The 25,166-nt window shown below is 65.2% G+C and carries 21 protein-coding genes; 18 read left to right on the top strand and 3 right to left on the bottom strand.

Features of this window, described 5'->3' with window-relative positions; genetic code table 11:
• The first annotated feature begins 17 nt into the window (after nt 1-17).
• Both ligA and def read left to right on the top strand, forming a co-directional pair.
• Nucleotides 18-2,081 carry an NAD-dependent DNA ligase LigA gene (gene ligA, locus OKW27_RS21195; RefSeq protein WP_429334771.1) on the top strand — a complete coding sequence of 688 codons (2,064 nt, stop codon included), beginning with the start codon at nt 18-20 and terminating at the stop codon, nt 2,079-2,081.
• Complete coding sequence (gene def, locus OKW27_RS21190; RefSeq protein WP_090800596.1) at nt 2,081-2,614, top strand: peptide deformylase; 534 nt, start codon at nt 2,081-2,083, stop codon at nt 2,612-2,614. Before ligA ends, def begins: the two co-directional genes overlap by 1 nt.
• A 96-nt stretch (nt 2,615-2,710) precedes the next feature.
• Here the strand turns inward: def and OKW27_RS21185 are convergent, their stop codons facing one another.
• The 3 genes from OKW27_RS21185 to map are packed head-to-tail and all read right to left on the bottom strand — an operon-like array spanning nt 2,711 to nt 8,280.
• Entirely contained in the window at nt 2,711-4,855 is a 2,145-nt protein-coding gene (locus tag OKW27_RS21185; protein ID WP_429334770.1) for a pseudouridine synthase, read from the bottom strand.
• A gap of 6 nt (nt 4,856-4,861) precedes the next feature.
• The gene (locus tag OKW27_RS21180; protein ID WP_429334769.1) at nt 4,862-7,441 is read right to left on the bottom strand and encodes a [protein-PII] uridylyltransferase; all 2,580 of its coding nucleotides are present in this window, start codon (nt 7,439-7,441) and stop codon (nt 4,862-4,864) included.
• Nucleotides 7,442-7,470: 29 nt separating this feature from the next.
• Nucleotides 7,471-8,280 carry a type I methionyl aminopeptidase gene (gene map / locus OKW27_RS21175; protein ID WP_184056903.1) on the bottom strand — a complete coding sequence of 270 codons (810 nt, stop codon included), beginning with the start codon at nt 8,278-8,280 and terminating at the stop codon, nt 7,471-7,473.
• Between the two features lie 557 nt (nt 8,281-8,837).
• Between map and rpsB the strand changes: the two genes are divergently transcribed.
• The 16 genes from rpsB to OKW27_RS21095 all read left to right on the top strand — a co-directional run bounded on the left by rpsB (nt 8,838) and on the right by OKW27_RS21095 (nt 25,137).
• A complete protein-coding gene (gene rpsB, locus OKW27_RS21170; protein WP_013089705.1) occupies nt 8,838-9,590 on the top strand; it encodes a 30S ribosomal protein S2 in 753 nt (250 codons plus the stop codon).
• A gap of 218 nt (nt 9,591-9,808) precedes the next feature.
• Entirely contained in the window at nt 9,809-10,690 is an 882-nt protein-coding gene (gene tsf, locus OKW27_RS21165) for a translation elongation factor Ts (RefSeq protein ID WP_090800589.1), read from the top strand.
• 222 nt (nt 10,691-10,912) lie between these two features.
• On the top strand, nt 10,913-11,626 hold the full coding sequence (gene pyrH / locus OKW27_RS21160; protein ID WP_090800588.1) for a UMP kinase: 714 nt from the start codon (nt 10,913-10,915) through the stop codon (nt 11,624-11,626).
• Between the two features lie 97 nt (nt 11,627-11,723).
• Nucleotides 11,724-12,284, top strand: a complete 561-nt coding sequence (gene frr, locus OKW27_RS21155; RefSeq protein ID WP_090800586.1) for a ribosome recycling factor — start codon at nt 11,724-11,726, stop codon at nt 12,282-12,284.
• Nucleotides 12,285-12,346: 62 nt separating this feature from the next.
• Complete coding sequence (gene uppS, locus OKW27_RS21150; protein ID WP_090800585.1) at nt 12,347-13,126, top strand: polyprenyl diphosphate synthase; 780 nt, start codon at nt 12,347-12,349, stop codon at nt 13,124-13,126.
• On the top strand, nt 13,120-13,941 hold the full coding sequence (locus OKW27_RS21145; protein ID WP_429334768.1) for a phosphatidate cytidylyltransferase: 822 nt from the start codon (nt 13,120-13,122) through the stop codon (nt 13,939-13,941). Before uppS ends, OKW27_RS21145 begins: the two co-directional genes overlap by 7 nt.
• 10 nt (nt 13,942-13,951) lie before the next feature.
• On the top strand, nt 13,952-15,157 hold the full coding sequence (locus OKW27_RS21140) for a 1-deoxy-D-xylulose-5-phosphate reductoisomerase (protein ID WP_090800582.1): 1,206 nt from the start codon (nt 13,952-13,954) through the stop codon (nt 15,155-15,157).
• A gap of 7 nt (nt 15,158-15,164) precedes the next feature.
• Entirely contained in the window at nt 15,165-16,559 is a 1,395-nt protein-coding gene (gene rseP / locus OKW27_RS21135; RefSeq protein ID WP_018417653.1) for an RIP metalloprotease RseP, read from the top strand.
• Between the two features lie 67 nt (nt 16,560-16,626).
• Nucleotides 16,627-18,930 (top strand): outer membrane protein assembly factor BamA, encoded by a 2,304-nt coding sequence (bamA, locus tag OKW27_RS21130; protein WP_090800580.1) that lies wholly within the window; start codon nt 16,627-16,629, stop codon nt 18,928-18,930.
• An 89-nt stretch (nt 18,931-19,019) separates the two neighbouring features.
• On the top strand, nt 19,020-19,541 hold the full coding sequence (locus OKW27_RS21125; protein ID WP_026225318.1) for an OmpH family outer membrane protein: 522 nt from the start codon (nt 19,020-19,022) through the stop codon (nt 19,539-19,541).
• 143 nt (nt 19,542-19,684) lie between these two features.
• Entirely contained in the window at nt 19,685-20,797 is a 1,113-nt protein-coding gene (gene lpxD / locus OKW27_RS21120) for a UDP-3-O-(3-hydroxymyristoyl)glucosamine N-acyltransferase (protein ID WP_090800579.1), read from the top strand.
• 186 nt (nt 20,798-20,983) lie between these two features.
• Nucleotides 20,984-21,448, top strand: coding sequence for a 3-hydroxyacyl-ACP dehydratase FabZ (gene fabZ / locus OKW27_RS21115; protein ID WP_006048683.1), 465 nt, complete (start codon nt 20,984-20,986; stop codon nt 21,446-21,448).
• A gap of 100 nt (nt 21,449-21,548) precedes the next feature.
• On the top strand, nt 21,549-22,337 hold the full coding sequence (lpxA, locus tag OKW27_RS21110) for an acyl-ACP--UDP-N-acetylglucosamine O-acyltransferase (protein ID WP_184056892.1): 789 nt from the start codon (nt 21,549-21,551) through the stop codon (nt 22,335-22,337).
• A gap of 3 nt (nt 22,338-22,340) precedes the next feature.
• Nucleotides 22,341-23,510, top strand: coding sequence for a lipid-A-disaccharide synthase (gene lpxB / locus OKW27_RS21105; RefSeq protein ID WP_429334767.1), 1,170 nt, complete (start codon nt 22,341-22,343; stop codon nt 23,508-23,510).
• Nucleotides 23,507-24,256: a ribonuclease HII gene (rnhB, locus tag OKW27_RS21100; protein WP_429334766.1), complete on the top strand. Its 750-nt coding sequence runs from the start codon at nt 23,507-23,509 to the stop codon at nt 24,254-24,256. Before lpxB ends, rnhB begins: the two co-directional genes overlap by 4 nt.
• A 92-nt stretch (nt 24,257-24,348) precedes the next feature.
• Nucleotides 24,349-25,137: a TrmH family RNA methyltransferase gene (locus OKW27_RS21095; RefSeq protein ID WP_429334765.1), complete on the top strand. Its 789-nt coding sequence runs from the start codon at nt 24,349-24,351 to the stop codon at nt 25,135-25,137.
• The last annotated feature ends 29 nt before the right edge of the window (nt 25,138-25,166 follow it).

The raw sequence follows: 25,166 nt of genomic DNA, 5'->3' as shown, positions 1-25,166 counted from the left end.
GAGAAGCTTCCGACAGCATGGCCCGATCCTCCGTCCCTCCTTCCGCAACCAGCGCTCTGGCCGAGCGGGCCGTGTGGTTGCGCGCGGAACTCGAACGCGCGAACTACGCGTATTACGTGCTCGATCAACCGGACCTGCCGGACGCCGAGTACGACAAGCTGTTCAAGGAGCTGGAGCGCATCGAGGCCGAGCATCCCGATCTGATCGTGCCGGATTCGCCGACGCAGCGCGTCGGCGGCGAGGCCGCGAGCGGTTTCGAGGCGGTCGTGCACGATCTGCCGATGCTGTCGTTGAACAACGGTTTCGCCGACGAAGACATCGTCGCGTTCGACAAGCGCATCGGCGACGCGCTCGGCAACAACGCGAGCGAGCCGCCGGTTCCCGTCGACTACGCGGCCGAGCTGAAATTCGACGGCCTCGCGATCTCGCTGCGCTACGTCGACGGCGTGTTCGTGCAGGCTTCCACGCGCGGTGACGGCACAACCGGCGAGAACGTCACCGAAAACGTCCGCACGATCCGCTCGATTCCGTTGAAGCTGAAGGGTAAGCGCGTGCCGCGCGTGCTCGACGTGCGCGGCGAAGTGCTGATGTTCAAGCGCGATTTCGAGCGCCTGAACGAACGCCAGCGCACCGCCGAACAACGCGAATTCGCGAACCCGCGCAACGCGGCGGCGGGCAGCTTGCGGCAGCTCGATTCGAAGATCACCGCGCAGCGGCCGCTGTCGTTTTTCGCGTATGGCATCGGCGTGCTCGAAGGCATCGAGATGCCGGCCACCCATAGCGAACTGCTCGACTGGTACAAGGAGATGGGCTTGCCGGTCAATGGCGAGCGCGCGGTCGTGCAGGGCGCCGAAGGCCTGCTCGGCTTCTTCCACGCGGTCGGCGAGAAGCGCGACAGGCTCCCCTACGACATCGACGGCGTGGTCTACAAGGTCAACCGGCGCGACGAGCAGGATGCGCTCGGTTTCGTGTCGCGCGCGCCGCGCTTCGCGCTCGCGCACAAATTCCCCGCGCAGGAAGCGTTGACGAAGCTGGTCGCGATCGACGTGCAGGTCGGCCGCACCGGCGCGATCACGCCGGTCGCGCGGCTGGAACCGGTGTTCGTCGGCGGCGCGACGGTCACGAACGCGACCTTGCACAACGAGGATGAAGTGCGCCGCAAGGACATCCGCATCGGCGACACGGTGATCGTGCGGCGCGCCGGCGACGTGATTCCGGAGGTGGTCAGCGCGCTGCTCGAGCGTCGTCCGGCCGACGCGCGCGAGTTCGTGATGCCGACGCAGTGCCCGGTGTGCGGTTCGGCGATCGAGCGGCTGCCCGACGAGGCGATCGCGCGCTGCACGGGCGGGCTCTTCTGTCCGGCGCAGCGCAAGCAGGCGCTGTGGCACTTCGCGCAGCGGCGTGCGCTCGATATCGACGGCCTCGGCGAAAAGATCATCGATCAACTGGTCGAACAGAACCTGGTGCGCACGCCGGCCGATCTGTTCAATCTCGGCTTCACGACGCTCGCGGAACTCGACCGCTTCGCCGAAAAGTCCGCGCAGAACCTGCTCGACTCGCTCGACAAGGCCAGGCACACGTCGCTCGCGCGCTTTATCTACGCATTGGGGATTCGCCATGTCGGCGAATCGACCGCGAAGGATCTCGCGAAGCACTTCGGCTCGCTCGATCCGATCATGGATGCGTCGCTGGAGGAGCTGCTCGAAGTCAACGACGTGGGGCCGGTCGTCGCCGAATCGATCCACCAGTTCTTCGTCGAGGACCACAACCGCACGGTGATCGAACAGCTGCGCGCGCCGGGCAAGGTCACGTGGCCCGAGGGGCCGCCAGCGCCGAAGGCGCCGCAGGGCGTGCTGGCTGGGCAGACGGTCGTGCTGACCGGTACGCTGCCAAACCTGTCGCGCGAGGACGCGAAGGAAATGCTCGAGGCGGCCGGCGCGAAGGTGGCGGGGTCGGTATCGAAGAAAACCAGTTACGTGGTGGCGGGGGCCGACGCGGGCAGCAAACTTTCGAAGGCCGAGGAACTCGGCATCCCCGTACTCGACGAAGATGGTATGCGCAAGCTCCTGGAGGGGCACTGATGATTCACGACATTCTGAAGATGGGCGATCCGCGCCTGCTGCGAATCGCCGAGCCGGTCGATCACTTCGACACGCCCGAGCTGCACCGGCTCGTGGAAGACATGTTCGAGACCATGCACGCGGCGAACGGCGCGGGTCTCGCCGCGCCGCAGATCGGCGTCGATCTGCAGGTGGTGATCTTCGGCTTCGGTTCGAACGAGCGCTATCCGGACGCGCCGCCGGTGCCCGAAACGGTGCTGATCAACCCGACCGTCACGCCGGTCTCGCAGGACATGGAAGAAAGCTGGGAAGGTTGCCTGTCGGTGCCGGGGCTGCGCGGCGTGGTGAGCCGGTTTTCGATGATCCGTTATCACGGCTTCGACCAGTTCGGCAATCCGATCGACCGGGTCGCCGAGGGTTTTCACGCGCGGGTTGTGCAGCACGAATGCGATCATCTGATCGGCAAGCTGTATCCGATGCGGATTACCGATTTCTCGAAGTTCGGCTTTACGGAGGTCCTGTTCCCGGATCTCGATACGAATAGCGACGACTGACACGGCTGCCGCCAACAAAAAACCCACGCCAAAGTGCGTGGGTTTTTTGTTGTGCCGATGCGCCCGCTCTCAGCAAGGAGGCGCATTGGACGGACCTCAGAACGACTCGTCTTCCGACAGGTAGCGCCACTGTCCCGGCGGCAGCGCGCCGAGCATCACCTGGCCTATGCGCACGCGCTTCAGGCCCACCACCTCGAGACCGACCAGTTCGCACATGCGGCGAATCTGACGCTTCTTGCCTTCGCGCAGCACGAAACGCAGCTGCTCGCCGTTCTGCCAGCTGACCTGCGCGGGCTTCAGCGCGACGTCGTCGAGCGACAGGCCGTGGCGCAGCAGCGCGAGTTTTTCGGCCGGGAAATGGCTTTCGACGTCGACCGTGTGATCGCCGTAGGCGACGCGCACCAGATACTCCTTGTCCACGTCCGAGTGACCGCCGATCAGTTGCTTCGCGATGCGGCCGTCCTGCGTCAGCACGAGCAGGCCCGTCGAATCGATGTCGAGACGCCCGGCCGGCGCGAGCTGGCGCAGATGCGACGCCGAGAAGGGGATCCCCGAACGGTCGCCTTCCCAGCGATTCTCCGGCGTGACGAGCGTGATGGCCGGCTGATAGCCGTCCTCCGCCTGGCCCGACACGAGCCCGACCGGCTTGTGAACGATCACGGTCACCTGGCTCGACTGAAAGGCTTCGGCGGCCGGGTCGATGTCGATGCGCTGATCCGGGAACACCTTCGTGCCGAGCGTATCGATGCGCTCGCCGTCGACCATGACCCAGCCTTTCTCGATCCATTCGTCGGCCTCGCGACGCGAGCACAGGCCGAGCTTGGACATCAGCTTCGACAGACGCAGCATGCCCGGCGCGTCTTCGCGATCGCGGCGGGGCGGGTGCGGGGTGTCGATGGTGGTGTCGACGGGGCGGGCGGTTGCTGATGCCGAGGCTCGCGGCTTGGCGGCGCGGGCTGGTCGGTCGTCGCCGAAGCGGCGGTTCGCGGCCGGCAACGTGTCGTCGAAGCCGCGCGCAGGGCGCTCGCGACGCTCGGTGCGTTCGCCGTAGCCGCCTTTCGCCGGCTTCGCGAAGCTGCGCTCGCCACGCTCGCTTTCGAAGCGGCGCGAGGTGCTGTCGCTGCGCGCGCCTCGATCGCCACTGCGACGCTCCTGCGGCTCACCGCGATCGCTACCGAAGCGCGGACGGTCGGCGGCCTCGCGCTCCCGGCGCACCGGACGATCGCCACGCGCGCCGCCTTCCGACGGCCTGCCTGTGCCTGGACGCGGACCGCTGAACGGACGGCGTTCGCCGGCGTCGCGGCCCGGTGCGCGCTCACCAAAACTGCGCGGTGCGCGCTCGCCGCGCTCCGCATTGCCCTCGAAACGACGGGGTGCGCGTTCTGCACGCTCGCCGAATTCGCGCCGAGGAGCGCGTTCGCCACGCTCAGCGCTGCCTTCGAAACGACGCGGCGCGCGTTCAGTCCGTTCGCCGAATTCGCGCCGAGGAGCGCGTTCGCCACGCTCAGCGCTGCCTTCGAAACGACGCGGCGCGCGTTCAGTCCGTTCGCCGAATTCGCGTCGAGGAGCGCGTTCACCACGCTCAGCGCTGCCTTCGAAACGACGCGGCGCGCGTTCAGTCCGTTCGCCGAATTCGCGTCGAGGAGCGCGTTCACCACGCTCAGCGCTGCCTTCGAAACGACGCGGCGCGCGTTCAGTCCGTTCGCCGAATTCGCGTCGAGGAGCGCGTTCACCACGCTCAGCGCTGCCTTCGAGACGACGCGGCGCGCGTTCAGTCCGTTCGCCGAAATCGCGCCGAGGCCCGCGTTCACCACGCTCAGCGTTGCCTTCGAAACCACGCGGCGCGCGTTCAGTCCGTTCGGCGAATTCGCGCCGAGGCGCCCGTTCGCCACGCTCGGCGCCGCCCTCAAAACGACGCGGCGCGCGTTCTCCGCGCTCGCCTCGCTGAGCCGCACCTTCGAAGCGGCGCGTTGCGCCCGCGGCAGCCGTGCCCCGTTCGCGCACGCCCGACCCTTCGGCACGCGGCGCGCGTGCACCGGCGCCCGCCGGCTTCGCACCGACCGGCCGCTTCGCGCCACCACCCGTCGATGCCGCGCCTTCGCGCTTCGCGCCGGCCTCGGCCTCGAATGGCTTCGGCCGCGCTGGACGGGTCGGCTTACGCGCCGACGCGCTGCCGGGGCGGACAGGGGCGCGTTCGGACGCCGCCGGCCGCGGATGCTTCGCTGTTAATTTGATTCGCATGAAATCTCACATTGCGATCGCGCGCAGTAGTTCGGTCTCGACCTGAATTTGCAGGCGGTTGTCCGACAGGCTGTGTCCTTCGAGCAGAAACACGTCCTCGACGCGTTCGCCGAGCGTATTGATCCGCGCCGAGGCGACGCCGACCCGGTGCTCAGCCAGCACGCGCGCGATCGAATAAAGAAGGCCCGGCCGGTCGTTCGCCGACACGGACAGGATGTAGTATTGGCCGCGCTCATCGGCCCGCAGGTCGACGCGCGGCGTAATGGGGAAGGTGCGCGATAGCCGTGACAGCCGGCCTTTCGACGGTCCCGGCAGCAAGGTGCCGTGGCCCCCGAGGCGCGCGGTCAGCTCCTGCTCGACCAGATTGGCGATGTCGCGATAGTGCACGTCCTCTTCGGTGTGCGCGACGAGGAAGTTGTCGAGCGCGTAGCCGTGACGCGTCGTACTGACGCGCGCATCGAGCACCGACAGGCCGTTGCGGTCGAAATACGCGCAGATGCCCGCGAACAGATCGGGCTGGTCCTTCACGTAGACGAGCACCTGCAGCGCCTCGCCGATCGGCGACGGCCGCGCGCGTACGAGCGGCGTCGGCGTTTCTACGTGGCGGTACAGCACGCGCGTCTGCCACGCGATGTCCGCCGCGTCGTGACGCAGGAAATAGCCGACGTCCAGCTTGTCCCACAGCGCCCGTTGCGCGCCTTCCGGCACGGTTTCGAGACGCAGCAGCGCGAGCGCCTCTTCCTTGCGCGACTTCAGCTCGGAATGCTCGTCCGGCTGGGCACCGCCAAGCACGGCGAGCGTGGTGCGGTAGAGGTCTTCGAGCAGCTTGCCTTTCCACGTGTTCCAGACCTTCGGGCTGGTGCCGCGGATGTCGGCGACGGTCAGCAGATAGAGCGCGGTCAGGCGGCGCTCGGTGCCGACCAGCTCGGCGAAGCGCTTGATCACTTCAGGGTCGCTCGTGTCCTGCTTCTGCGCGACCTGGCTCATCGTCAGATGCTGCTGCACGAGCCACACGACCAGCTCGCCATCCTCGCCTTCGATGCCGTGCTGGCGGCAGAAGCGCCGTGCGTCGGCCATGCCCAGCGTGGAATGATCGCCGCCGCGACCCTTCGCGATGTCATGAAACAGCGCGGCCACGTACAGCACCCACGGCCGGTCGAAGTTGACGATCAACTGGCTGCAGAACGGGTATTCGTGCGCATGCTCGGCGACCGCGAAGCGGCGCAGATTGCGCAGCACCATCAGGATGTGCTGATCGACCGTGAACACGTGGTACAGGTCGTGCTGCATCTGCCCGACGATGCGCCGGAAATTCAGCAGATAACGCCCGAGCACGCTCGTCTGGTTCATCAACCGGAACGCATGCGTGATACCGGCCGGCTGCTTCAGGATTTCCATGAAGAGCCGGCGATTTTCCGGATCGCGCCGCCAGTGCTGGTCCATCACGTCGCGGGCGTTGTAGATCGCGCGCAGCGTGCGCGCCGACAGTCCCTTCACGCCGGGGGTGCGCTGGTATAGCAGGAACGCCTCGAGGATCGCATTCGGCTCGCGCTGGAACACGTCGTCGGAGGCGATTTCGAGCATGCCCTGCTTTTCGACGAAGCGATCCGACAGCACGCGCGTGATGCCGCTCGTGCTCGGAAACAGCTGCGCCTCGATGTTCTGGATCAGGATCGTCGCGAGTTGCGTGACCGCTTTCGCGGCCCAGTAGTAGCGGCGCATCAGCTGCTCGCTCGCGCGCTTGGTCGCGGTCGGCTTGAGGCCGAAGCTTTCCGCGACCGGCGTCTGCAGGTCGAACACCAGGATGTCCTGGCGGCGCCCGGCGATCACGTGCAGCCGCGCACGCAGCGACTTCAGGAAGCCTTCGTTGTGGCGCAGCTCGCGCGCCTCGCGCTCGGTGATGAGTCCGCGTGCTTCGAGTTCGCGCCAGCTGCTGCCGAAGCCGGCCGCCTGTGTGATCCACAGGATCAGCTGCAGGTCGCGCAGCCCGCCCGGGCTTTCCTTGATGTTCGGCTCGAGCGCGTAGGGCGTGTCCTGAAACTTCGCGTGACGCTGGCGCATTTCGAGCACCTTCGCCTGGAAGAACGCCTTCGGGTCGAGCGCCGCACGGTAGCGCCGGGCAAAATCGTCGAACAGTGCGGTGCTGCCGGTGATGCGGCGCGCTTCCAGCAGCGAGGTACGCACCGTGACGTCGTTGGCCGCTTCCTCGATGCATTGCGACACGCTGCGCACGCTGCTGCCGAGTTCCAGCCCGAGATCCCACGCGAGACTGATGAAGCGCTCGATGCGCGCGTCCAGATGCTCGAGCCGCGCGTCGGGCAACAGCACCAGGATGTCGATGTCGGAGTGCGGCGCGAGTTCGCCGCGCCCATAGCCGCCAACCGCGACCAGCGCGAGGTCGTCGGGCAGCTCGCAGGTGTCCCAGGCGGCGCGCAGCGAATGGTCCGTGGCCCGCGCGAGGGCGGCCATCAACGCGTCGACGTTGGTGGCCGTTCGGAAGCGTTCCAGCAACTGGGCTTTGGCCACTTTGTAATCCGCCTTGAGCGACGAGGCATGGGAGGGGGCGACGGCTGGAACGCTACTCATTGGCAGGAAGGCGGTGTGGTCGGAATCGGTCAGGCCGTGGCCGCGACCACGGGCGGACGCGCCGGCGTGCCGGCCGACACGGTCAGCACGTCGTGGCCGGTCTCGGTGACGAGCACCGTGTGTTCCCACTGCGCGGACAGGCTGCGATCCTTGGTCTTGACGGTCCACTGGTCGGGCATCGTGCGGATGTCACGGCGGCCCGCGTTGATCATCGGCTCGATCGTGAAGATCATGCCGGCCTGCAGTTCGAACCCGGTGCCGGGGCGACCGTAGTGCAGGATCTGCGGATCTTCGTGGAATACGGTGCCGATGCCGTGTCCGCAATATTCGCGCACCACGCTGTAGCCGAGGCCTTCGGCGTGCTTCTGGATCGCATAGCCGATGTCGCCGAGATGCGCGCCGGGTCGCACCTGGTCGATGCCGAGCCACATGCATTCGAAAGTAGCTTGCACGAGGCGCTTTGCCATGATCGACCCTTCGCCGACGATGAACATGCGGCTCGTGTCGCCGAAATAGCCGTCCTTGATCACGGTGATGTCGATGTTCAGCGCGTCGCCGGTTTTGAGCGCCTTGTCGCCCGGTATGCCGTGGCAGATCACGTCGTTGACGGAAATGCAGGTGGCTTTCGGGTAGGGCGGGTAGCCGGGCGGCTGGTAATTCAGCGGCGCGGGGACCGTGCCCTGGTCCTTCAGCATGTATTCGTGACACAGACGGTCGAGCTCGCCAGTGGTGACGCCGGCCTTGACGAACGGCGTGATGTAGTCGAGCACTTCGCTCGCGAGCCGGCAGGCGACGCGCATCTTCGCGATATCGTCTTCGTTTTTGATGGTGATAGCCATGGTTTCCTCGGAAGCCTTGCTGGATAAGGCTTGCTGGGTGTTGCGGTGGCCGGGCGGAGGGGCGTCTGCCGGGCACGGAATGCCGGTCGATCCTTAACGCCCCCCGCGCGTGGCGGAATCGAGCCATTTTACAGCAGTGGGGGCCGGGTCGTTGCGCTGGATCGGGCGGCAATGGGCTAAAAGCGACCAGAATCGGCAAATTGGCGGCCCAAAGGACGCCAGGCCGGGCTTCGGGCCCGGCGGCGCGGTCCCGTGCGTAGGACCATCGGCCGGTGGTCGGGCCGGTTGAGTCAGTCGGTCGACGCATGCTATACTGTTTGGCTAAGTCGGTCCTAGTCCGCTTTTATTCGCGAGTCCGCAAATTCGCGCATGGCAGCTGGGCGGAGCGGCTTCTCGCGGCACCCCGGTTGTTGGGTGTCGTGAGTGGAGAGAAAGTCGTGTCAGGCAACCAATTCGCAAGCCGGCGCACCCAGGGTGTCGTCGCGTTCCAGCCAAGGTAGAGGCGGGCGCGGCCGATACGGCAGCCGGTTTAAGACCCAACCCTCGTGGAGAATTTCATGGCAGTTACGATGCGTCAAATGCTGGAAGCAGGTGTCCACTTCGGTCACCAGACCCGCTTCTGGAACCCGAAGATGGCCCCGTTCATTTTCGGTCATCGCAACAAGATTCACATCATCAACCTCGAAAAGACGCTGCCGATGTACAACGACGCGCTGAAGTACGCGCGTCAGCTGGCATCGAACCGCGGCACGATCCTGTTCGTCGGTACGAAGCGTCAATCGCGTGACACGATCGCCCAGGAAGCGCAGCGCGCTGGTATGCCGTTCGTGAACGCGCGCTGGCTCGGCGGCATGCTGACCAACTTCAAGACGCTGAAGGTTTCGATCAAGCGCCTGAAGGATATGGAAGCGGCGCTGGAAGCCGGTGAAACCGAGCGCATGAGCAAGAAGGAAGCGCTTCTGTTCGAACGTGAAATGGCCAAGCTGCAGAAGTCGATCGGCGGCGTGAAGGACATGGGCGGCATTCCGGACGCGATCTTCGTGGTTGACGTCGGCTACCACAAGATTGCCGTGACCGAAGCAAACAAGCTCGGCATTCCGGTCATCGCCGTGGTCGATACGAACCACTCGCCGGAAGGTGTGGACTACGTGATCCCGGGTAACGACGACGCCAGCAAGGCCGTCGCCCTGTACGCGGCTGGCGTGGCCGATGCGATCCTCGAAGGCCGTGCCAACGCGGTCAACGAAGTGGTCCAGGCTGCGCGTGGCGGCGACGGCGACGAGTTCGTCGAGGTCAACCCGGAAGCGTAAGGCTGCCCAGTGTCCGGCATAAAAGGGGGCTTTCTACAGGCCCCCTTTTTTTAAGTCGCGACGTCTATGACAGTTGTTGTAACGGGCATCTGGCAGAGTGCTCGAGGCGACGCGAGGTGCGTCGCTCGCAAAAAATGCGCGAAAACGCTGAAACGAATTCCTGCCGCCGGCATCGAAATGCGGGCGGCGTGTGACAGACAGAACTCAAGGAGCAAATGATGGCGGCAATTACCGCAAGCATGGTTGCAGAACTGCGCGCGAAGACCGACGCGCCGATGATGGAATGCAAGAAGGCGCTGACGGAAGCCGACGGCGATCTGGCGCGCGCTGAAGAACTGCTGCGCGTGAAGCTCGGCAACAAGGCGAGCAAGGCGGCATCGCGCGTGACGGCCGAAGGCGTCGTCGCATCGTTCATCAACGGCAACGCAGGTTCGCTCGTCGAGCTGAACTGCGAAACCGACTTCGTCTCGAAGAACGACGACTTCCTCGCGTTCTCGAAGAAGATCGCCGAACTCGTCGCGACGCAAAACCCGGCTGACGTCGCGGCGCTGTCAGCCCTGCCGCTCGACGGCCAAACCGTCGACGCAGTGCGCCTCGCGCTGGTCGGCAAGATCGGCGAAAACCTGTCGATCCGCCGTTTCGTGCGCTTCGACACCGCGAACAAGCTGGCGGCGTACCTGCACGGCACGCGCATCGGCGTGCTGGTCGAGTACACCGGCGCGGACGAACAGGTCGGCAAGGACGTGGCGATGCACATCGCCGCGATGAAGCCGGTCTCACTGTCGTCGGACGACGTGCCGGCGGACCTGATCGCCAAGGAACGCAGCATCGCTGAACAGAAGGCCGCCGAATCGGGCAAGCCGGCTGAAATCGTCGCGAAGATGGTCGACGGCACCGTGCAGAAGTACCTGAAGGAAGTGTCGCTGCTGAATCAGACGTTCGTGAAGAACGACAAGCAGACGATCGAGCAGATGCTGAAGGCGGGCAACTCGAGCGTGCAGAAGTTCGCGCTGTTCGTGGTCGGCGAAGGCATCGAGAAGAAGCAGGACGACTTCGCAGCGGAAGTGGCCGCCCAGGTCGCTGCTGCAAAGCAACAATAAGCGTTATCCAAGCTTCACCGCCGTACCGTTTGGACCCGCGGCGAGGCAAGACCTCGCCGCGGTCGGCAGCGCCGCAAGGCCGCGCACGAGTTGACCCTCGCCGCGCGGCCGCCGCTGGCGAACCTGAGGGTTCGCCAATTTGGCGGTGCTTGCCCGAATCAGCATTTCACCCCTACATTAGTCCCTTGTTGTTGCCCTGTTCTGCGCGATCTGGATACCCCTATGCCCACTGCCTATAAACGCGTCCTGCTCAAACTCTCCGGTGAAGCTCTGATGGGCGACGATGCCTTCGGCATCAATCGCGGAACCATCGAACGAATGGTGGCGGACGTGGCCGAAGTGGTCCGTCTCGGAACGCAACTGGCCGTGGTGATCGGCGGCGGCAATATTTTTCGCGGCGTCGCGGGCGGTGCGGCGGGTATGGACCGCGCAACGGCCGACTACATGGGTATGCTCGCCACGATGATGAACGCGCTGGCGCTGCAGGACGCGATGCGTCACGCCGGCATCGAGGCGCGCGTGCAATCGGCGCTGCGCATGGACCAGGTCGTCGAGCCGTACATCCGGCCCCGCGCGATCCGCCAGCTCGAGGAAGGCAAGGTCGTGATCTTCGCGGCCGGCACCGGCAACCCGTTCTTCACGACCGACACGGCCGCTGCATTGCGCGGCGCGGAAATCGGCGCGGAAGTGGTGCTGAAGGCGACCAAGGTGGACGGCGTCTATTCGGCCGATCCGAAGAAGGATTCGAGCGCGACCCGCTACAGCACGATCAGCTTCGATGAGGCAATCGGCCGCAATCTGCAGGTGATGGACGCGACGGCTTTCGCTCTGTGCCGCGACCAGAAGCTGCCGATCCGCGTGTTTTCGATCGTCAAACCCGGTGCGCTCAAGCGCATCGTGCTAGGGGAGGACGAGGGCACCCTCGTCCACGTGTAAACTTCGTTTACATTACGTGGGCTTTGACGCGAGCCCGGGCCGCCGCATCGCGCGTGCCGGGCGGCTCGCACCGTTTTGAAGGTTCGGAGGTTTAAAAATGTCTGTGGCTGATATCAGGAAGGGCGCTGAACAGAAGATGCAGCGCTCCATCGACGCGTTCAGGAACGACCTGTCGAAGATCCGCACGGGCCGTGCGCACACGGGCCTGCTCGATCATATCCAGTGCGACTACTATGGCTCGCCGGTGCCGATTTCGCAGGTCGCGAACCTGACGCTGATCGACGCGCGCACGATCGGGGTGCAGCCGTGGGAAAAGAAGATGGTCCAGGTCGTCGAAAAGGCGATCCGCGAGTCGGATCTCGGTCTGAACCCAGCTACCCATGGCGATGTGATCCGCGTACCGATGCCCGCGTTGACCGAAGAGCGTCGCCGCGAGCTGACCAAGGTCGTTCGCAGCGAAGCCGAAACGGCCAAGGTGGCCGTGCGCAACCTGCGCCGCGACGCCAACGAGCAACTGAAGAAGCTCGTCAAGGACAAGGAAATCTCGGAAGACGACGAGCGTCGTGCCGGTGACGACGTCCAGAAGCTGACGGACAAGTTCGTCGCCGAAATCGACAAGCTCGTCACAACGAAAGAAGCCGAGATCATGACGGTCTGACGCCGTTCGGCTCAGCACCTTCTGATTTCCACTTCTTTACTGGCATTACTGTCCCGACGGCCATGACCTATACCAGCTCAACCGTGCGCGTGCCTGAAGTCGCCGCGGTGCCGCGACATATCGCGATCATCATGGATGGCAACGGCCGTTGGGCCACGCAGCGGCGTCTGCCCCGCGTGGCGGGCCATACGCGCGGCGTCGACGCGGTGCGGGCGGCCGTCGAGGCGTGCGCGCGGCGGGGCGTCGAATATCTGACGCTGTTCGCGTTCAGCTCGGAGAACTGGCGCCGTCCGAACGAGGAGGTATCGTTCCTGATGCGCCTGTTCGTCACCGCGCTCGAGCGCGAGATCGGCAAGCTGCACGCGAACGGTATCCGTTTGCGCGTGGTCGGCGATCTCGAGCGTTTCGACGACAAGATCCGCGATCTGATCAAGCGCGCGGAAACCAAGACCGCGCGCAACACCCGTCTCACGCTGACCATCGCCGCGAACTACGGCGGGCGCTGGGACATCATGCAGGCCGCCCGCAAGCTCGTCGAGCAAGCGGCGGCGGGCAAGCCGGTCGAGGTCAACGAGGACGCGTTCGCCGAGCACCTGTCGATGGCCTACGCACCCGAGCCGGACCTGTTCATCCGCACCGGCGGCGAGCGCCGCGTCAGCAACTTCCTGCTGTGGCAGCTTGCCTACACCGAGTTCTATTTCACCGACACGTTCTGGCCGGATTTCGACGCCGACGCGCTCGGTCACGCCATCGCTTCGTACACGGAGCGGGAACGCCGCTTCGGCCGCACCAGTGCTCAGCTCGAGCCGCAATCGCAGAACGTCGATTCGCTTCCATGCTAAAGACCCGTGTCATCACGGCGATCGTGTTGCTGGCAGTGTTCCTGCCTGTCACGCTGTTCGCGCCTGTCGGCGCATTCGGCGCGCTGATCGCTTTCGTCGTCGTGTTCGCCGCGTGGGAGTGGGCGCGCCTGCTGAAGCTCGGTGGCGCGGGTCCGGTGCTGTACGCGCTCGTCGCGGCGCTCGGACTCGTCACCAGTACGCGGGTGGGCATCGGCACCGAGCCTGCCCGGCCGTTCTTCCAGGCGGCGGCGATTTTCTGGGTGATCGCCGGTCCATTCGCGCTGCTGCGTAAGCCCGTGCTCGCGCAGGGCGCGTGGCGCGCGTTTCTGTTTCTTGCCGGAATCGTCGGTTTCATCGCGTGCTGGCATGCTCTCGTCGCCGCGCGCATGCAGGGTGTGCCGTTCGTGCTGTCGCTGCTGCTATTGGTATGGCTCGCCGATATCGGCGCATACTTCTCCGGGAAGGCATTTGGCAAGCACAAGCTGGCGCCAGCGATCAGTCCGGGTAAAACCTGGGAGGGGGCGATCGGCGGCTGGCTGCTGGTCATGATCGTCGCCGCCGCGGCGATCTTTTGGCACGCGTTCGAGCCGACCCTGTATTCTGCGCTGCTGGCGCAACTGGGTGCGCTGCGCACGGTGCTCGCGCTGACCCTGCTGGTGGTTTTTAGCGTGGTCGGTGATCTGTTCGAATCGATGATGAAACGTCAGGCCGGCGTCAAAGACTCGAGCGGCCTGTTGCCGGGGCACGGCGGCGTGCTCGATCGCATCGACGCGTTGTTGCCGGTGCTGCCGCTCGCCATGCTGCTGCTCGGCTAGAGAAAGAGATATGCAAAAACGTCTGACATTGCTCGGTTCCACGGGCTCGATTGGAGACAGTACGCTCGACGTGGTCGCGCGTCATCCCGAGCGGTTTTCGATTTACGCGCTGAGCGCGCATCGCAACGGCGACAAGCTCGTCGGGCAATGCCTGCGCTTCGCGCCCGAAGTGGCGGTGGTCGGCGACGCCGACACGGCCGCGAAGGTCGCCGCGAAGCTGCGCGAAGCGGGCAGCAAGACCGAGGTCACGTACGGGCCGCAGGCGCTCGTCGACGTCGCGAAGAGCGAGGGCTGCGACACGGTGGTCGCGGCGATCGTCGGCGCGGCCGGTCTCGCGCCGAGCCTTGCCGCGGCGCGCGCCGGCAAGCGTATCCTGCTCGCGAACAAGGAAGCGCTGGTGATGTCCGGCGCGATCTTCATGGACGCGGTGCGCGACCACGGCGCGGTGCTGCTGCCGGTCGACAGCGAACACAACGCGATTTTCCAATGCCTGCCGCGTGAAGCGTCGCTGCATGGCGGCGTTTCAAAGATCATCCTGACCGCATCGGGCGGCCCGTTCCGCACCCGCGAACCGGCCACGCTCGTCGACGTGACGCCTGACGAAGCCTGCAAGCATCCGAACTGGGTGATGGGCCGCAAGATCTCGGTCGACTCGGCCACGATGATGAACAAGGGCCTCGAAGTGATCGAGGCGCACTGGCTGTTCAACCTGCCCGGCGAGCGCATCGACGTGCTGATCCATCCGCAGAGCGTGATTCATTCGCTGGTGTCGTACGCGGACGGTTCGGTGCTCGCGCAGCTCGGCAACCCCGACATGCGCACGCCGATCGCGCACGCGCTCGCGTTTCCGGATCGCGTCGATTCCGGGGTCGCGCAGCTCGATCTCGCGGAGATCGCGTCGCTGTCGTTCGAAAAACCCGACTACGCGCGCTTCCCGTGCCTCGCGCTCGCCATGAAGGCGCTTGCGGAAGGCGGCGTCGCGAGTGCGGCGTTGAACGCCGCGAACGAGATCGCGGTGGAGGCATTTCTCGCGCGCCGCATCGGCTTCATGGCGATTGCCGAGGCGGTCGACTCGGTGCTGAACGCGTTGCCGAACCGCAGCGCGCACGCGCTCGACGACGTCATCGAAGCGGACGCCGCCGCGCGCCGAGCTGCTACCGAATTCATCGCGCGTCTGCCTGACGGCGCCCGTCGCACGGAACGCGCCGTCCAGTGAGGCGTTTATGAATCTGCTGATCGAACTGCTCGCTTTCGCGGTTGCGATTGGCGTACTCGTGGTAGTCCACGAGTACGGGCACTACAGCGTCGCGCGTCTGTGCGGCGTGAAGGTGCTGCGCTTCTCGATCGGCTTCGGCAAGCCGCTCGTTCAGTGGGTCAGTCCGAAGACGGGCACCGAGTGGACGATTGCCGCGCTGCCGCTCGGCGGCTACGTGAAGATGCTTGACGAGCGCGAGACCGGCCCCGGTTCGATTCCCGAAGCGGATCTGCCGCATGCGTTCAACCGCCAGTCGGTGTGGCGGCGCTTCGCGATCGTCGCGGCCGGTCCGGTCGCGAATTTCCTGCTCGCGATCGTGCTGTTCGCGCTCGTGTTCGCAACTGGCGTGACCGAACCGGCCGCCGTGATCGCGACACCCGCGCCGAACACGCCGGCCGCGCTGGCGGGCTTCGAGGGCGGCGAGACCATTGTCGGTGTGCGCACCGGCCATAGCGATGAGACCGAGCCGGTGCGGTCGTGGTCGGATCTGCGCTGGAAGCTGCTCGGCGCCGCGTTCGATCAGCAGCGCATCGTGCTCAGTGCAAAAGACGCGCACGGCACGTCCGATTTTCCGATGGACCTGCGCGGCCTCGGCGAGAAAGACGTCGATGACGATCTGATGTCGCGCCTCGGCTTCGAGCCCGGCGGCGGCAAGCTGACGGTGGCGGGCGTGCAGGCGGGCAGCGCCGCGCAAAAGGCGGGGCTCGTCGCCGGCGACCGGCTGCGCGCGATCAACGGCACGCCGACCGATAATGCCTCGGCCTTCATCGCTTTTGTAAAATCGCACGCCGGCGTGCCGGTCACGCTGCGGGTGGAGCGCGGGGGCCGTGGCGGTCATGCGGCGGGCGCGCTCGAAGAAATCACCATCGTGCCGCAGCTGCAGCGCGATGCGGCGAGCGGGCAGCAGATCGGCCGCATCGGCGCGGAGCTGGCGACCCAGGTGCCGTCGATCGACGTGCGCTACGGGCCGCTCGAGAGCCTCCACCTCGGCGCGCGCCGTACCTGGGATCTCGCGGTGTACTCGGTCAGGATGTTCGGCCGGATGATCGTCGGCGAGGCGTCGCTGAAGAATCTGTCCGGTCCGGTGACGATCGCCGACTACGCGGGAAAGAGCGCACGTCTGGGTCCTGCCGCGTTTCTGTCGTTCCTGGCCCTTGTCAGCATTAGCCTCGGCGTGCTGAACCTGCTACCAATTCCGGTATTGGATGGGGGTCATCTGTTATATTATTTGGTTGAAGCTGTGACCGGTAAAGTTGTCTCCGATCGCTGGCAACTCGTTTTTCAGAGGGCGGGGCTTGCCTGCATCGTCGCGTTGTCGGCGATTGCGCTGTTCAACGATCTGGCTCGTTTAATCCATTTTTAAAGTGTCCGGCGGCGTTCACGAGGGCGGCCGCCAGGCCTGATGCAGCTATACATACTGGGGAAGCACGTTGTTCAAACCTCATCGCTTTGGTCCAAAGACGGTTGTAGCCGCGGCGTTCGCCGCGCATGGGCTGGTTGCTCACGCAACGACGCCCTTCGTGGTGCAAGACATTCGCATTGAGGGATTGCAACGCGTCGAACCGGGCACGGTGTTCGCGTACCTGCCCATCAAGCAAGGCGATACCTTTACCGACGACAAGGCGTCCGAAGCGATTCGCGCGCTGTACGCGACGGGCTTCTTCAACGACGTCAAGATCGCGACCGAAGGCAACGTGGTGATCGTGCAGGTGCAAGAGCGCCCGGCCATCGGCACGATCGACTTCGCCGGTATCCACGAGTTCGACAAGGACAATCTGATCAAGGCGCTGCGCGCGGTCGGGCTGTCGCAAGGCCGCTACTACGACAAGGCCCTCGTCGACAAGGCCGAGCAGGAGCTGAAGCGCCAGTATCTGACGCGCGGTTTTTACGCGGCTGAAGTCACCACGACGATCACGCCGATCGACCGCAACCGCGTCGGCATCCTGTTCTCGGTGGCCGAAGGTCCGAGCGCGAAGATCCGTCAGATCAACTTCATCGGCAACAAGACATTCAGCACCGGCACGCTGCGAGACGAAATGCAGCTGTCCACGCCGAACTGGTTCTCGTGGTACACGAAGAACGACCTGTACTCGAAAGACAAGCTCACCGGCGACCTCGAGAACGTCCGCTCGTACTACCTGAACCGCGGCTATCTCGAGTTCAGCATCGAATCGACCCAGGTGTCGATTTCGCCGGACAAGAAGGACATGTACCTGACGGTCACGCTGCATGAAGGTCAGCCGTACACGATTTCGAACATCCGCCTCGCCGGCAATCTGCTCGACCGCGAAGCGGAACTGAAGAAGCTGATCAAGATCAAGCCGGGCGACCGCTTCTCGGCCGAAAAGCTGCAGGCCACCACGAAGGCGATCGTCGACAAGCTCGGCGAGTACGGCTACGCGTTCGCGACCGTCAATGCACAGCCGCAGATCGACCAGAACAACCACACCGTCGACCTGACGCTTCAGGTCGACCCGAGCCGTCGCGTGTACGTGCGCCGCATCAACGTGGTCGGCAACACGCGCACGCGCGACGAAGTGGTGCGCCGCGAAATGCGCCAGCTCGAAAGCTCGTGGTTCGATTCGAACCGCCTCGCGCTGTCGAAGGACCGTATCAACCGTCTCGGCTACTTCACCGACGTCGACGTGACCACGGTGCCGGTCGAAGGCACGCCCGACCAGGTCGACATCGACGTGAAAGTCGCCGAAAAACCGACCGGCGCGATCACGCTTGGCGCGGGCTTCTCATCGACGGACAAGGTGGTGCTGTCGGCGGGTATCTCGCAGGACAACGTGTTCGGCTCCGGCACGAGCCTCTCGGTGAACATCAATACCGCGAAGACGTACCGTACGCTGACGGTCACGCAGGTCGACCCGTACTTCACGGTGGACGGCATCAAGCGGATCACCGACGTCTACTACCGCACGTACCAGCCGCTGTACTATTCGACCGATTCGAGCTTCAAGATCGTCACGATTGGCGGTGACCTGAAGTTCGGCATTCCGTTCTCCGAAGTCGACACGGTGTTTTTCGGCGTCGGCTTCGAGCAGAACCAGCTCGACATCGACTCGAATACGCCGCAAAGCTATATCGACTACGTGAACCAGTTCGGCCGCGTGTCGAACAACGTACCGCTGACGGTCGGTTGGTCGCGCGACGCGCGTGACAGCGCGCTGGTGCCGAGCCGCGGCTACTTCACGCAGGCGAACGCCGAGTACGGCACGCCGATCGGGGGCACGCAGTACTACAAGGCCGACATCAACGCGCAGTACTATTACTCGTTCGCGCGTGGCTTCGTGCTGGGCTTCAACTTCCAGGGCGGCTACGGTAACGGCCTCGGCGGCAAGCCTTATCCGATCTTCAAGAACTACTTCGCCGGCGGTATCGGTTCGGTGCGCGGCTACGAGCCGAGCTCGCTCGGTCCGCGAGACGCGAAGACCAACGACCCGATCGGCGGCTCGAAGCTCCTCGTCGGCAATATCGAGCTCACGTTCCCGCTGCCGGGCACGGGCTACGATCGCACGCTGCGTGTGTTCACGTTCCTCGACGCCGGTAACGTGTGGGGAACGGAAGGTAACAGCATCGGCGCAAATGGCCTGCGTTACGGCTACGGTGTGGGTCTCGCGTGGATCTCGCCGATCGGCCCGCTCAAGTTGAGCCTCGGCTTCCCGCTCACGAAGCACACTGGCGACCAGTACCAGAAGTTCCAGTTCCAGATCGGGACGGCGTTCTGATCGGGCGGCGGGTGTTCCCGGCGGCCGGCGTTGCCGGCGGCCGGCTGCGGCGGCGGACCCGGCCAAACTACAGTATCGAGAGGATGACTTTGCTAACCGGTATGTTTTCGAAACGTGTAGCGTGCGCATTGGCGCTGGCAATGACCCTCGGGGTCGGCATGGCGCACGCGCAGGAGGCGAGGATCGCCGCGGTGAATTCCGACCGCATCCTGCGCGAATCGGCGGCGGCGAAAGCCGCGCAGCTGAAGCTCGAGGCCGAATTCGCGAAGCGGGACAAGGATCTCGCCGACATGGCGCAAAAGCTCAAGTCGATGTCCGATGCACTCGACAAGAATGGCGCGACAATGTCGGCGACCGATCGCGCGCAAAAGCAGCGCGACCTGTCGCAGCTCGACTCGGACTTCCAACGCAAGCAGCGTGAGTTCCGCGAAGACCTGAACCAGCGCCGCAACGAGGAACTCGCGGCGGTGCTCGATCGCGCGAACAAGGTCATCAAGCAGATCGCCGAAACGCAGCACTACGATCTGATCGTCCAGGAAGCGGTGTACGTGAGCCCGCGCATCGATATCACCGACCAGGTGCTGAAGGCACTTGCGGCATCGGGCAACTGAGGGCAACTAAGGGCAATGAGGGCGACTGAGGGCGGCGCACGGTCGCCCCGCACGCCTCGGCGCGCGCCCCTCGCAATGATTTGAATGGGACCAGAGTAAGCGCTAAAGCGCCAACTCTGGTCGACATTGGAGACAGGATAGGCATGGCATTTACGCTCGAGGACATCGTCCAGCGGTTCGGCGGTGAAGTAGTCGGTAACGGGGCGCAGCGCGTGAGCAGTCTTGCGCCGCTCGACCAGGCCGGCCCGGACCAGTTGGCGTTCCTCGCCAATCCGAAGTATCTGTCGCAGGTCGAAACGACCCGCGCCGGCGCAGTGCTGATCAATGCCGGCGACCTTGCGAAGCTCGCCTCGCGCGAAGCTCGAAACTTCATCGTCACGCCGAATCCCTACGCTTACTTTGCGCGCATCGCGCAAACCTTCATCGACCTGGCCGCGCCGAGGGCGGTCCCCGGCGTGCATCCGAGCGCAACCATCGATCCTTCCGCCCAGGTCGCCGCGAGCGCGGTGATCGGTCCGCGTGTCACCGTGGAAGCGGGCGCAGTGATCGGCGAGCACGCGCGGCTCGACGCCAACGTCGTAATCGGCCGCGGCACCCGCGTCGGGGCGAACTCACATCTGTATCCGAACGTGACCGTGTACCACGGCTGCAAGCTCGGCGAGCGCGTGATCGTCCACGCGGGCGCGGTGATCGGCTCGGACGGCTTCGGCTTCGCGCCAGACTTCGTCGGCGAGGGCGACGCACGCACCGGCAGTTGGGTCAAGATTCCGCAGGTCGGCGGCGTGTCGATCGCGAACGACGTCGAAATCGGCGCGAACACCACGATCGACCGCGGCGCGATGGCCGACACGATCATCGAGGAGTGCGTGAAGATCGACAACCTCGTGCAGATCGGCCACAACTGCAAGGTCGGCGCCTACACGGTGATCGCGGGCTGCGCGGGCATCGCGGGCAGCACGACCATCGGCCGTCATTGCATGATCGGCGGCGCGGTCGGCATTGCCGGACACGTGACGCTCGCCGATTACGTGATCGTCACCGCAAAGTCGGGCGTGTCGAAGTCGCTGCTGAAGCCCGGCATGTACACGAGCGCGTTCCCGGCCGTGAACCACGCGGACTGGAACAAAAGCGCCGCGCTGCTGCGCAATATCGACAAGCTTCGCGATCGCATCAAAGCGCTGGAGAACGCCACCGTCGACAAAGCCGGCAATGCCACTGACGGCGCCGCAGGTCAACCCGCAGGCAACAAGATCTGACACTTATCCCGGCGACCCATCCGCACCGCGTAAAATAGTGGTCGAGCATCATGAAGCAAAGCCGGTGGCCGTGACCGGGTGGCACGACCACCGGTCATCGGAGGCGCCGGTCGTGCGCGTTTTCAACCCACCTGCACCCAGCATCCGCAGTCATCATCGCGCAGTCAATGCGTGAGCAGAAACACCATGAGCACCGAAAAAATCAATCTCGACATTCATAAGATTCTCACGCTGCTGCCGCATCGTTATCCGATCCTGCTGGTCGACCGGGTGCTCGAACTCGAACCGCACAAGAGCATCAAAGCGTTGAAGAACGTGTCGATCAATGAGCCGTATTTCCAGGGACATTTCCCGACGCGGCCGGTGATGCCAGGCGTGCTGATCCTCGAAGCCCTCGCGCAGACCGCGGCGCTGCTGACGTTCTCGGAAGAGCCGAGCGATCCGTCGAATACGCTGTACCTGTTCGTCGGCATCGACAACGCGCGCTTCAAGCGCGTGGTGGAACCGGGCGATCAGCTGATCCTGAACTGCACGTTCGAGCGTCACATGCGCGGCATCTGGAAGTTCAAGGCGCGCGCCGAAGTGGATGGCGTCGTCGCGGCGGAAGCCGATCTGATGTGCGCGGTGCGCCACACGGACAAAGACGCGTAAAGCCCGCGTCGGGGCAGGTCGCGGCGCGGCAAGGCACGCGCGCGGCGGCCCTGACGGCAAGGCCATCCACACAACGCAACAGAATCAGAAGCGAGGACGCATGAGCAGGATCCATCCCACCGCGATCATCGAAGCGGGCGCGCAGCTGGACGAATCCGTCGAAGTCGGGCCCTATGCGGTGATCGGCGCACACGTGACGATCGGTGCGCGCAGCACGGTCGGCTCGCACAGCGTGATCGAAGGCTATACCACGCTCGGCGAAGACAACCGCATCGGCCATTACGCATCGGTCGGCGGGCGTCCGCAGGACATGAAGTACCAGGACGAGCCGACCAGGCTCGTGATCGGCAACCGCAACATGATCCGCGAGTTCACGACGATCCACACCGGCACGGTGCAGGACGCGGGCGTCACCACGCTCGGCGACGACAACTGGATCATGGCCTACGTGCACATCGGTCACGACTGCCACGTCGGCAACAACGTGATCCTGTCGAGCAACGCGCAGATGGCCGGTCACGTGACGATCGGCGACTACGCGATCATCGGCGGCATGTCGGGCGTGCATCAGTTCGTGCGCATCGGTGCGCATTCGATGCTCGGCGGCGCGTCGGCGCTCGTGCAGGACGTGCCGCCGTACGTGATCGCCGCGGGCAACAAGGCCGAGCCGCACGGCATCAACGTCGAAGGGCTGCGCCGCCGCGGCTTCTCGGCCGACGCGATCTCGGTGCTGCGCACCGCGTATCGCGTGCTGTACAAGAACGGCCTGTCGCTCGAAGAAGCGAAGGTGCAACTGAAGGAACTCGGTTCGGCCGGCGGTGACGGCGACGCCCCGGTGCAGACGCTGCTCGCGTTCGTCGAAGCGTCGCAGCGCGGCATCATCCGCTAACCGATGACGTTGCAACCCAGTCCGCTGCGCGTCGCGATGGTGGCCGGCGAGCCGTCCGGCGACCTGCTCGCCGCGTCGCTGCTGGACGGCCTCGCCAGCCGGTTGCCGGCCGCCGCGCAGTACTACGGCATCGGCGGTCCGCGCATGATCGCCGCGGGCTTCGACGCCCACTGGCCGATGGAAAAGCTGACGGTGCGCGGCTATGTCGAAGCATTGCGGCACATTCCTGAAATCCTCGGTATCCGCAACGAGCTCAAGCGTCAGTTGCTCGCCGAACCGCCGTCCGTGTTCGTCGGCGTCGACGCGCCCGACTTCAATTTCGGGCTCGAGCACGCACTGCGCGACGCCGGCATTCCGACCGTGCACTTCGTCTGCCCGTCCATCTGGGCGTGGCGTGGCGGGCGCATCAAGAAGATCGCCAAGGCCGTCGACCACATGCTGTGCGTGTTCCCGTTCGAAACCGCGCTGCTTGAAAAGGCGGGTGTCGCGGCGTCGTACGTCGGGCATCCGCTGGCCGATCAGATCCCGCTCGAACCCGACACCCTCGGTGCGCGCCGCGCACTCGGTCTCGCGGAAAGCGGGCCGGTGATCGCGGTGCTGCCGGGCAGCCGGCGCTCCGAGATCGACCTGATCGGCCCGACGTTCTTCGCGGCGATGGAGATGATGCAGCACCAGGAGCCCAGCGTGCGCTTCGTGATGCCGGCGGCGACGCCCGCGTTGCGCGCGTTGCTGCAGCCGCTCGTCGATGCGCATCCGGGCCTCGCGCTGACCATCACCGAAGGCCAGTCGCAACTCGCGATGACCGCCGCCGACGCGATTCTCGTGAAGAGCGGCACCGTCACGCTCGAAGCCGCGCTGCTGAAAAAGCCGATGGTGATTTCGTACAAGGTGCCTTGGCTGACCGGCCAGATCATGCGCCGCCAGGGCTATCTGCCGTACGTCGGCCTGCCGAACATCCTGGCCGGGCGTTTCGTGGTGCCGGAGATCCTGCAGCACTTCGCGACGCCGCAGGCGCTCGCCGAGGCGACGCTGAAGCAGTTGCGCGACGAGGCGAACCGGCGCACGCTGAAGGAAATCTTCACGGAGATGCATCACGTGCTGAAGCAGAACACCGCGCAGCGCGCGGCCGAAGTCGTGGCGAGCGTTGTCGAGCAGCGGGCGGGGCGGCCATGACCGCCGCGCGCGCGCCTCGCCGGAAGATCGCGGCCACCGTTCGGGTAGTGGCGCAAGCCGGCCTGAACTTCGAGAGCGCCGACGACATCGTCTGCGGCGTCGACGAAGCAGGGCGCGGACCGCTGGCCGGTCCGGTCGTTGCGGCGGCGGTGATTTTCGATCCCGCCAAACCGATGATCCGTGGCCTCGACGATTCGAAGGTGCTGAGCGCACTCAAGCGTGAAGCGCTGTACGACAAGATCGTCGAGCGTGCGCTCGCGTACTGCGTCGCGTCGGCGACAGTCGAGGAAATCGATTCGCTGAACATCCTGCACGCCACCATGCTCGCGATGAAGCGCGCGGTCGAGGGCCTGTCGGTCGTGCCGACGCTCGTGAAGATCGACGGCAACCGTTGCCCGACGCTCAGCATCCGTAGCGAGGCGGTGATTGGCGGCGACGCGCTCGTGAAGAGCATCTCGGCGGCGTCGATTCTCGCGAAGGTCACGCGCGACCGCATGCTGGTCGAACTGCACCAGGCGTATCCGATGTACGGCTTCGACGCGCATGCCGGTTATGGCACGCCGCAGCATCTCGCGGCGCTGCGCGAACATGGGCCGTGCGAGCATCATCGGCGCTCGTTCGCGCCGGTGCGCGAAGCGCATTTGAGGTTCGGCACTGGCGTGCCGTTGCCGTCGGCGGACGCCGTCATCGTGGCCGACGCGCTGCTGCTCGACGACGATGCGTTCGGCGAAGCCGGCTTCGCGTGACCGACCCCATCAGCGCGGCTCGAGCGCGCTCCGCGCTTGCGTGCCGTTGATTGCCGCTGATTCCTTTTCCCTTCTCACCGCCTTCGCTGCCTGTGAAAGCCATCACCTCGCGGGACAATCCGCTCTACAAGCGCCTGAAGGCACTGGCCGGCTCGACGCATCAACAGCGCCGCAGCGGCCACGCGCTGCTCGAGGGCTTCCATCTCGCAAGCACGTATCTCGACGTCGCAGGTCAGCCGGAGCTATGCGTCGTCACCGACGGCGCGTTGCGTCACGACGAAGCGCAGGCGATCGTGTCACGGATCGACGAGCATCGGCTCGTGACGCTGCCGGATGCGTTGTTCGGACAGTTGTCGAATGTCGTGCATGGGGTCGGGATTCTGCTGCTCGTCGAGAAGCTCGACGCACCGCTGCCCGAGCGCGTCGAGCAAAACTGTCTCGTGCTCGACGGCGTGCAGGACGCGGGCAACGTCGGATCGATTCTGCGCAGCGCAGCGGCTGCGGGTATCGGGCACGTGTTCTGCGCGCCGGGCACCGCATACGCGTGGTCGTCGAAGGTGCTGCGCTCGGGGATGGGCGCGCACTTCCTGTTGCAGATTCATGAGGATGTCGAAGCGCGTGCGCTGATCGAACGGCTCGCGGTACCGATCGTCATCACCGATTCGCACGGTGCCGAAGCGATCTATGACAGCGACCTGAGCAGGCCGCTCGCGTGGGTGTTCGGCAACGAAGGGGCGGGCGTGTCGCAGGCGTGGCGCGATGCCGTGTCGTTGCGGGTGACGATTCCGCAGCCCGGCGGTATGGAGTCGCTGAACGTGGCGGCCGCGGCGGCGGTCTGCGTGTTCGAGCAGTGCCGGCAGCAGCGCGGGCGCAAAAAGTAGACTGAAGTGGCGTTGCGAGGGCTCTGGCC

It is taken from the genome of Paraburkholderia sp. 35.1 (genome assembly GCF_050436525.1).
Lineage (GTDB): Bacteria > Pseudomonadota > Gammaproteobacteria > Burkholderiales > Burkholderiaceae > Paraburkholderia > Paraburkholderia tuberum.
Note: the sequence above shows the minus strand (reverse complement) of the source record. Positions and strands in the feature narration are given on the sequence as shown.

What these genes read in the sequence shown, in the direction of transcription:
- ligA (WP_429334771.1), top strand. Translation starts at nt 18, where the DNA reads ATGGCCCGATCCTCCGTCCCTCCTTCCGCAACCAGCGCTCTGGCCGAG.
- def (WP_090800596.1), top strand. Translation starts at nt 2,081, where the DNA reads ATGATTCACGACATTCTGAAGATGGGCGATCCGCGCCTGCTGCGAATC.
- OKW27_RS21185 (WP_429334770.1), bottom strand. Translation starts at nt 4,855, where the DNA reads ATGCGAATCAAATTAACAGCGAAGCATCCGCGGCCGGCGGCGTCCGAA.
- OKW27_RS21180 (WP_429334769.1), bottom strand. Translation starts at nt 7,441, where the DNA reads ATGAGTAGCGTTCCAGCCGTCGCCCCCTCCCATGCCTCGTCGCTCAAG.
- map (WP_184056903.1), bottom strand. Translation starts at nt 8,280, where the DNA reads ATGGCTATCACCATCAAAAACGAAGACGATATCGCGAAGATGCGCGTC.
- rpsB (WP_013089705.1), top strand. Translation starts at nt 8,838, where the DNA reads ATGGCAGTTACGATGCGTCAAATGCTGGAAGCAGGTGTCCACTTCGGT.
- tsf (WP_090800589.1), top strand. Translation starts at nt 9,809, where the DNA reads ATGGCGGCAATTACCGCAAGCATGGTTGCAGAACTGCGCGCGAAGACC.
- pyrH (WP_090800588.1), top strand. Translation starts at nt 10,913, where the DNA reads ATGCCCACTGCCTATAAACGCGTCCTGCTCAAACTCTCCGGTGAAGCT.
- frr (WP_090800586.1), top strand. Translation starts at nt 11,724, where the DNA reads ATGTCTGTGGCTGATATCAGGAAGGGCGCTGAACAGAAGATGCAGCGC.
- uppS (WP_090800585.1), top strand. Translation starts at nt 12,347, where the DNA reads ATGACCTATACCAGCTCAACCGTGCGCGTGCCTGAAGTCGCCGCGGTG.
- OKW27_RS21145 (WP_429334768.1), top strand. Translation starts at nt 13,120, where the DNA reads ATGCTAAAGACCCGTGTCATCACGGCGATCGTGTTGCTGGCAGTGTTC.
- OKW27_RS21140 (WP_090800582.1), top strand. Translation starts at nt 13,952, where the DNA reads ATGCAAAAACGTCTGACATTGCTCGGTTCCACGGGCTCGATTGGAGAC.
- rseP (WP_018417653.1), top strand. Translation starts at nt 15,165, where the DNA reads ATGAATCTGCTGATCGAACTGCTCGCTTTCGCGGTTGCGATTGGCGTA.
- lpxD (WP_090800579.1), top strand. Translation starts at nt 19,685, where the DNA reads ATGGCATTTACGCTCGAGGACATCGTCCAGCGGTTCGGCGGTGAAGTA.
- fabZ (WP_006048683.1), top strand. Translation starts at nt 20,984, where the DNA reads ATGAGCACCGAAAAAATCAATCTCGACATTCATAAGATTCTCACGCTG.
- lpxA (WP_184056892.1), top strand. Translation starts at nt 21,549, where the DNA reads ATGAGCAGGATCCATCCCACCGCGATCATCGAAGCGGGCGCGCAGCTG.
- lpxB (WP_429334767.1), top strand. Translation starts at nt 22,341, where the DNA reads ATGACGTTGCAACCCAGTCCGCTGCGCGTCGCGATGGTGGCCGGCGAG.
- rnhB (WP_429334766.1), top strand. Translation starts at nt 23,507, where the DNA reads ATGACCGCCGCGCGCGCGCCTCGCCGGAAGATCGCGGCCACCGTTCGG.